The following is a 7,535-nucleotide window of genomic DNA, read 5'->3' as shown; positions in this document are numbered from 1 at the left end:
CTGGGCCTTGCCGCCGAGAATCATCGAGGCGGCGAAGGCGAGGCAGGCCACGGCGTAGGGGTCGCCGGAGCCGCTGAAGAGCTTGCCGATGTCTCCCTTGAGCATGCTGTAGGCGTAGAGAATGCCGAGGGCCAGATTGATGCCGGTGCCGGCGAGGACCACTGTCCACCCTTTGCTCAGTGCGTTTTCCTGCTTCATTTTAGCCTCTTTGATCGGAACGGATTTTGGTCGAAACCGGCGCTGCATCGCTCTGGGGTCGGACCCGGACAATTCATCCAAATTTCAGCCTGGCATGGAGAGGGAGAGTGGTGGCAAGGAAAAGGGGAACGGCTGCTTCTTCGGGAAGAGCGGCCGTTCCCCTTTATACCCTCGATCTCCGGCGCGACTCAGTGCTGATGCCGGTCGTGATGGTTGAAGTGTTTTGCCAGCTCTGCGCAGCCGAGGATCAGCGGAAAAAAGACCAGCATGAAGATCAGTAGACCCGCCATCTTTTTGTCTCCTTTCGTGGTGCGTCAGCGGTTCACCAGTGAGCCGCTGGAATCCATTTAAATGCTAAAACCATTTAATATCAATAGGTTATTTTTAGAACGCAATTGCCTGAACAGGGTTTGTCGAGTATCTATTCGGGTGGATGAAATGGGTGGTGTGCGGTGCCTGGTCAGGGCATCCGTCAACCGGTTTTTGGAAATCCTCCGGCTGGCCTGACCCGGCCCAGCGATCTTGTTTAAATCAATGTAAAAACAGTAAGATACGGAATAGCCCCGGGTGTCCTTCAGCGCTCATGGAGGCGCCAAGCGAAGCGCCTGCAGTCGAGTCGGGGGCGAAAGTGGAAATCCATTTTGAAGTGACGGCCCAGCGACCGGAATTTTTTTTGCATGGACCGTAAAAAAGATGGTTTTACCCAGAGAAATCAGTCGTATACGTCTCTCTCTCTACAAAGAGAAAGTTTTGCTGTCTCATTCCCCGCAATTGCAGCTATGATGTCCTGACCCGGCGGCGCGGGCAGCAGTCCAGATAAATCGGAATTTAAAAGAGGTTGAGAAATATGGCGCTCGTCGATGCAGTGGGCTACTTTGCGGCATCATGCACTACCCTGGCCTTTTTGCCGCAGGCGGTAAAGGTGCTAAGGGACAAGGACACCAAGTCCCTATCGCTCGGCATGTACGTGCTTTTTACCGTCGGGGTCGGCTTGTGGCTGGCGTACGGGATTTTGAAGGATGATTATGTTATAACTCTGGCGAACGCCATTACCATCATCCTCTCCCTGGCCATACTGGTAACCAAAATCAGGTTCGACGTTTTGCCTGGAAAATAATCGATTGGAGAACCGAACATGGCAGGGCAAGGTTCCGGAGGCAACGTGCTGGCTGCGATCTGCAGCTTCTTCATCCCCGGCCTGGGACAGTTGGTGCAGGGACGACCGCTGATCGCGCTGGTCATGTTCGCGCTGGCGAGCCTTCTCTGGATCATCCTCATGGGGTGGATCATTCACCTCTGGTCGATCATCGACGCCGCCCGCTTCGACCCGGGCCGGAAATAGGCGCCGCCATGGACAGGCACCCCGTCGCCGCCGGCAAGAGCAGCTTTGACCTGGTCGACCCGCAGAAGGTCTTCGCCGAGCTGAATCTGCAGCCCGACAGCATTCTGCTCGACGTCGCCTGCGGGATCGGCAACTATGCCGTCGCCGCCGCGGAGTTCATCGGCGAACAGGGGATGATCCACGCCGTCGACCTCTGGGCCGAGGGGATCGAGACCCTGCGGACGCGGGCGCGCGAGCTGGGCCTCAGCCGCCTCCGGGCCGAGGTGGCCGACGTCGGCCGGCGCCTGCCGCTGGCCGATGCCAGCGTCGACGTCGCCCTGCTGGCGACCGTCCTGCACGACCTGGCCACGGAGGGTGCGGCGGTCGGCACCCTCCGTGAAGTCGCCCGGGTGCTCAGGCCAGGCGGCCGGCTGGTGATCATCGAATTCGACAAGATCGAGAGCCCGCCCGGCCCGCCGGTCGCCATCCGCCTCTCTCCCGGCGAGGTCGAAGACCTCGTCACTCCCTGCGGTTTTCTCGAAGAGCACATCGTCCCCGTCGGACCGAGCACCTACCTCGTGAAATTCATCAGAGTTTAGCCGGACCCCGCCTCGGCAAGGGGAGAGGGTTGCGAACGATTTTCTGCCGATTTCCTTCGGACTCCCGGCAGGTTGAATCTTTTTCATCGTGTGATTAAAAAATGATAATTCATGTGGTATAATAAGAAAAAGTTCAGGGAGGAAGGAGGTCAGCCATGAGGCGCGGAAATGTGAGTCACTGGTTTCATGAACATCATATCCTGCCCGTAACCCAGTGGCACCCGGAGGTGGCCGAGTTTGGCGACTTCCTGAGAGCGACCTGGGTGATCATGGTTCTGCTGCTGCTGGGGCTCATGGCCTTTATCACTGCCGTGTTGATTGCCTGGCCGGCCCTGTCCTACCTGGGGTCGAAACTGATCGGCTGAGCCTGGTCTGCCGGGGATCCCGAAGGTGGCGAAGGCGGAGCCTTCTCCATGGCGTTGCAAAACGGAAATTTTCCTATTTAATGGATCGATAGAAGCTATAAATACATCGAGCCGCAGGACCTCGGACTCACCTTCTCGCTTTGTCAGGTGGCCAGGGAACCGGGGGTGGACGAAGGAGAAAAGCATTTGACGAGCGGGACGGAACCACGGGAGAGGGCGACTTTTGCCGGCGGCTGCTTCTGGTGCATGGAGCCCCCCTTCGCGAAGCTCGACGGGGTGCTCTCGGTGACCCCCGGCTACACCGGCGGCGAGAAGGCGAACCCCACCTACGAGGAGGTTTGTTCGGGGCGCACCGGGCACGCCGAGGCGGTGGAGATTCTCTACGACCCGACGAAGATCGGCTTCGGGGCGTTGCTGGAGGTTTTCTGGCGCAACATCGATCCGACCGACGGCGGCGGGCAGTTCGCCGACCGCGGCACCCAGTACCGCACGGCGATCTTCTTCCACGACGCCGGGCAGGAGCGCCTTGCCCGCGAGTCGAAGGCGAAGCTGCAGGCCTCGGGACAATTCACCTCCCCGATCCGCACCGAGATCGTCCCGGCCGCCATCTTCTATCCGGCCGAGGAATACCACCGGGACTACTACCGGAAGAATCCCGTGCGCTACGAAAACTACCGCTACGGCTCGGGGCGGGACCGGTATCTGAAGGACGTGTGGGGGAAGGAGAAGCCGTGACGAGTCACGAGTCACGGTTTTTCATAGCAGGATTTCCCTGACTGTCATCCCCTTGCCGGTTTCGGTCAGATAGAGAAAGACCAGTACGCGCCGGCCTTCTTCTCCCGGCAGGTGGCGGAAGGCAGCGGCGAAGTGCTGCAGCTTGATGCCCTTGCCGCGCACCCTGTCGCTTTCCTCCCTCACCCTGGCCTGCACCTTCCGCGTCTCCGCCTCGGCAAGCTGCGTATCGAAGAATGCCGGGGTGCTCTCCGGCACCACCCGTTCGCTGCCGGCATAGTCGTGGGCAAGCCGCTCACGCAGCTCTTCCCGTCTTTCGCCGACGAACTCCGCCTGGACGAATCCCCATACTTGCTCGAAGACGCCGCGCTGGGAGAGGGGGTGGCGAAAGAGATTCCGCTGCCGCCAGAAAGCCTCCAGCCGCTCCAGCCCGCCGGCCAGCGAGCCGCAGGCCGCCTGAAGGCCTTCCAGGAAGCCGCTGAAGCGGCCGCTGTTGAAGGTCAGGTCGAAGAGGCGGGAGAGGCCGCGCAGCCGCTCGAGGTCGGCGAAGTCGAGGCCGGCCGTGGCGAGCACGGTGTAGGGAGAGTGGGGATCGAAGCGGATGCCGAGTTTCGCCGCCTGCAAGCGCAGCGGTGAGCCGGGCAGCAGCTTGACTGGCTCGATCTGCAGGTGGTGGGGGGCGAGGGCCGCGACCCGGTCGACCGAGGCGAGAAAGTCCCGATAGCCTTCGCCGGGCAGCCCGGCGATCAGGTCGAGGTGCAGACAGATGTTCCCCTTCGCCCGCAACCGGCGGACGCCGTGCTCCAGCTGTTCCAGCGAGGCCTTGCGGCCGATGGCGTCGAGGGTGGCCGGCAGGGTCGACTGGACGCCGATCTCGAACTGGAACATCCCCGCCGGCACCGTTTCGAGCAGCTCCAGCGACGCCTCGTCGAGCAGGTGGGCGCCGATCTCGAAGTGAAAATGGCAGCCCTGGTTGTGCTCGAGGATGAAGGACCAGATTCTCCGCGCCCGGGCGGCATCGTAGTTGAAGGTGCGGTCGACCAGCTTGATCTTCGGCACCTGCCGCTGCATCAACCAGAGCAGATCCTGCTCGATACGGGCGGGGGAGAAGGAGCGGACCTGCTCGTCGAGAGCGCTCATGCAGAAGGCGCAGGCGTAGGGGCAGCCGCGGCTGGTTTCCAGGTAGACGAAACCGCGGGAGGTGTCGACCAGGCCGAGGGTAAAGGGGGAGGGGATGACATCGAGGCTTTTCAGCGGCGGTGCGTCGGGCCCCTCGACCACCGCCGCGTCCCGCCGCCAGGCCAGGCGCGGCACCCCGTTCGGCTCTTCCCCCCGGTTCCAGGCGGACAATAGCCCGCGCAGGGGGATCTCCCCCTCGCCGCGCACGATGGCGGCGATGCCGGGATGCCGGGCGAAGAGCTCGGGCCCGTCGAAGGAGACTTCCGGCCCGCCGAGGACCACCTGCAGCCCGGGGCAGGCGACGGCGAGCGCGTCGGCCAGCTCCAGCGTCTCGCGCCGGTTCCAGAGATAGACGGAGAAGGCGACCACGTCCGGCGCTTCGGCCAGCAACTGGGCCAGCACACTCTCCTTCGGTTCGTGGACGGTGAATTCGCGGATCAGCAGTTCGCCGCAGTCCTGCCGGCAGAAGGCCGCCAGGTACGGCAGGGCGAGGCTGGGGTGGATGAACTTGCTGTGCAGGGTGGCGAGGGTCGTGCGCATGCGGCCAAGGATAGCGCCAGGGGCGGCGGTTGGAAAGGGGAAATTGCTCCGGAGCGGGGGATTGTGCTATTCTCGCTCGCGTCTGGAACCAGAACCTGATACGCAAGACTGGATTTTAAATGAAAACGACAAAAAACATTCTCGCCGTGGTCGCCGACGAAGCGGGCGAGGTTTTCGAGCACCCCGAGCTGCTGATGGCGGGGATGAACGGCCTGACGCCGCGTCTGCCCCGTGCCGACGAACTGATTCCCCTGCCGGCCGGCAGCCGCCTCTTCACCGTCCCCGGCACCCCGCCGATCGGTTTCGACCCCCGCACCCGGAAGCCGACGACGGCCGAGCGCCTGCCGCGCAGCTGGGGCGGCGGCCGCATCCAGGCGGTCAGCGCTTTTCTCACCCCGGCCTACACCCGCACCCTGCTGCCGGCCGCCGACTACGGGCGGAAGAATGTGACCCTGCCGCTCTGGTCGTACACCGCCGTCGGCTGGTGCGTCGAGGAGGAGCGCTTCTACGCCGCCGCGGTGCGCGTCGACCGCAACACCCAGTGGGAGCCCGGCCACTTCGATGACCGTCAGCTCGACCCGCTGGTGCGCCGGACGCTGCGCGACCACCCCGACAATCGCCTGCTCGAGCAGCTCTCGCGCTGCGCCGTCGACTATCACTGCTTCGCCGCCAAGAACCTCTTCTTCCGCCGCTGGGAGGCGCCGCTGCCGACCTCGCCGGCCTGCAATTCGCGCTGCCTCGGCTGCATCTCGCTGCAGGAGTCGGACTGCTGCCCGGCCAGCCAGGAGCGGCTCACCTTCGTCCCCACCGTCGAAGAGATCTGCCAGGTCGCCGTGCCGCATCTGCGGGAGGCGGAAAACGCCATCGTCTCCTTCGGCCAGGGGTGCGAAGGGGACCCCATCCTGCAGGCCGACACCATCTGCGCGGCGGTGCGCCAGATGCGCCGGGCGACCGCCCGCGGCACGATCAACTTCAATTCCAACGCCTCGCTCCCCGACGCCGTCGACCGGCTGGCCGAAGCCGGCGTCGACTCCATCCGCGTCTCCCTCAACTCGGTGCTGGAAGCGCGCTACAACGCCTACTACCGGCCCCGCGGCTACGCCTTTGCCGACGTGCTCGAATCGATTCGCCGGGCCAAGCAGAACGGCCTCTTCACCATGCTCAACTACCTGGTATTCCCCGGCGTCAGCGACCGCGAAGAGGAGGTAGCGGCCCTCGAACGCCTGGTGGAGGAGACGGGGCTCGACCTGATCCAGATGCGCAACCTCAGCATCGATCCGGTGCTGTACTGGAACGCCATCGGCGTCTCCGGCGAGGGGCTGGGGATGAAGACGATGCTCGACCGCCTCAAGCGCACCATCCCCCGCCTGCAGTTCGGCTATTTCAACCGCACGAAAGAAAACTTCTACCCGGAAGGGTACCGGACCGACTGGCCGCTTCCGGCCTGATCCGTTTTTTTCAGGGCACCGGGGCGGGTCCTGGACCTGCCCCGGTGCCGACTCGTCCTTGCGATCTTCTGTCGTCGTTGACATCTGCCCCCGAGGCTCTACGCTTTTCCCATGGGCAAACACCTCGTATTGGCCGGCGGCGGGCATGCCCACATGACCGTCATGGCCCGTCTCCATGAATTCACGGCGCGCGGCCATCGGGTGACCCTGGTGAGCCCGTCGCCCTGGCATTACTATTCCGGGATGGGTCCCGGGCTGCTCGGTGGTTCCTACCGCCCGGCGCAGGTCCGCTTCGACGTCCGGAAAATGGTGGAGGAGCGCGGCGGGCGATTCGTCGAGGACCGGCTGGTCAGGATCGATGCCGACCGGCGGGTGGTGATCCTGGCCTCAGGCGCCGCGCTCGCCTACGACGTCCTTTCCTGCAATGTCGGCAGCCGCGTGCCGGTGGAAAAGGTTGCCGCTGCCGGGCCGGGGATTGTTCCGGTCAAGCCGATCGACGGTCTCGAACGGGCGCGACAGGCCATCCTCGACGAGCTGAAATCCCGTTCGCTGGAACTGCTCGTGGTCGGCGGCGGCGCGGCCGGAACGGAGCTGGCGGGCAACCTCCGGCGCCTGGTGCAACAGGCGGACGGGCAGGCGGCAATCACCCTGCTGGTCGGCCACCGGCTGCTGGGCGGCCTGCCGGAGCGGGTGCGGCAGCTGGCGCTGGCTTCCCTGCGCCGGCGCCAGGTGGAGGTCCGCGAGGGGGCGAAAGCCCGCGAGGTGCGGGACGGCCGGGCGGTTCTCGACAGCGGAACCTCCCTCTCCTATGATTTCGCCTTTCTGGCCCTGGGCATCGAGCCGCCTCCGCTCTTTCGCGATTCCGGTCTGCCGACCGGACCGGACGGAGGACTGCTGGTCGACAACCATCTGCAAGGGGTCGAGCATCCGGAAATCTTCGGGGGCGGCGACTGCATCTGTTTTCGGCCGCGGCCGCTGGACAAGGTCGGCGTCTACGCGGTACGGCAGAATCCAGTGCTGTTGCACAACCTGCTGGCCGCCCTGGAGGGACGGGAACTCAAAGTCTTCGAACCACAGGCCGACTATCTGCTGATCTTCAACCTTGGCGACGGCCGGGGGATTTTCCGCCGGCGGGGCTGGGTGTGGGACGGCC

At 64.1% G+C, this 7,535-nt stretch carries 9 protein-coding genes; 7 read left to right on the top strand and 2 right to left on the bottom strand.

Annotated features, from left to right (window positions below; translation table 11 throughout):
• Nucleotides 1–198: hypothetical protein (locus tag VD811_13330; protein HXV21964.1), on the bottom strand; the 198-nt coding region annotated here is incomplete at its 3' end.
• A gap of 847 nt (nt 199–1,045) precedes the next feature.
• On the opposite strand from VD811_13330, the gene VD811_13325 reads away from it, so the two are divergent.
• From VD811_13325 to msrA, 5 genes are all read left to right on the top strand, one after another.
• On the top strand, nt 1,046–1,315 hold the full coding sequence (locus VD811_13325; protein ID HXV21963.1) for a SemiSWEET transporter: 270 nt from the start codon (nt 1,046–1,048) through the stop codon (nt 1,313–1,315).
• 18 nt (nt 1,316–1,333) lie between these two features.
• Nucleotides 1,334–1,540 carry a hypothetical protein gene (locus VD811_13320; GenBank protein ID HXV21962.1) on the top strand — a complete coding sequence of 69 codons (207 nt, stop codon included), beginning with the start codon at nt 1,334–1,336 and terminating at the stop codon, nt 1,538–1,540.
• An 8-nt stretch (nt 1,541–1,548) separates the two neighbouring features.
• On the top strand, nt 1,549–2,118 hold the full coding sequence (locus VD811_13315; GenBank protein HXV21961.1) for a methyltransferase domain-containing protein: 570 nt from the start codon (nt 1,549–1,551) through the stop codon (nt 2,116–2,118).
• A 155-nt stretch (nt 2,119–2,273) separates the two neighbouring features.
• Nucleotides 2,274–2,483, top strand: a complete 210-nt coding sequence (locus VD811_13310; GenBank protein ID HXV21960.1) for a hypothetical protein — start codon at nt 2,274–2,276, stop codon at nt 2,481–2,483.
• Between the two features lie 186 nt (nt 2,484–2,669).
• On the top strand, nt 2,670–3,218 hold the full coding sequence (msrA, locus tag VD811_13305) for a peptide-methionine (S)-S-oxide reductase MsrA (protein ID HXV21959.1): 549 nt from the start codon (nt 2,670–2,672) through the stop codon (nt 3,216–3,218).
• A gap of 21 nt (nt 3,219–3,239) precedes the next feature.
• Here msrA and VD811_13300 read toward each other — a convergent pair whose 3' ends face one another.
• Complete coding sequence (locus tag VD811_13300; protein HXV21958.1) at nt 3,240–4,934, bottom strand: DUF4080 domain-containing protein; 1,695 nt, start codon at nt 4,932–4,934, stop codon at nt 3,240–3,242.
• Between the two features lie 119 nt (nt 4,935–5,053).
• On the opposite strand from VD811_13300, the gene VD811_13295 reads away from it, so the two are divergent.
• The gene (locus tag VD811_13295) at nt 5,054–6,382 is read left to right on the top strand and encodes a radical SAM protein (GenBank protein HXV21957.1); all 1,329 of its coding nucleotides are present in this window, start codon (nt 5,054–5,056) and stop codon (nt 6,380–6,382) included.
• 111 nt (nt 6,383–6,493) lie between these two features.
• Nucleotides 6,494–7,535: FAD-dependent oxidoreductase (locus tag VD811_13290; GenBank protein HXV21956.1), on the top strand; the 1,042-nt coding region annotated here is incomplete at its 3' end.

The sequence above is a fragment of the Desulfuromonadales bacterium genome (genome assembly GCA_035620395.1).
Taxonomy (GTDB): domain Bacteria; phylum Desulfobacterota; class Desulfuromonadia; order Desulfuromonadales; family DASPGW01; genus DASPGW01.
Note: the sequence above shows the minus strand (reverse complement) of the source record. Positions and strands in the feature narration are given on the sequence as shown.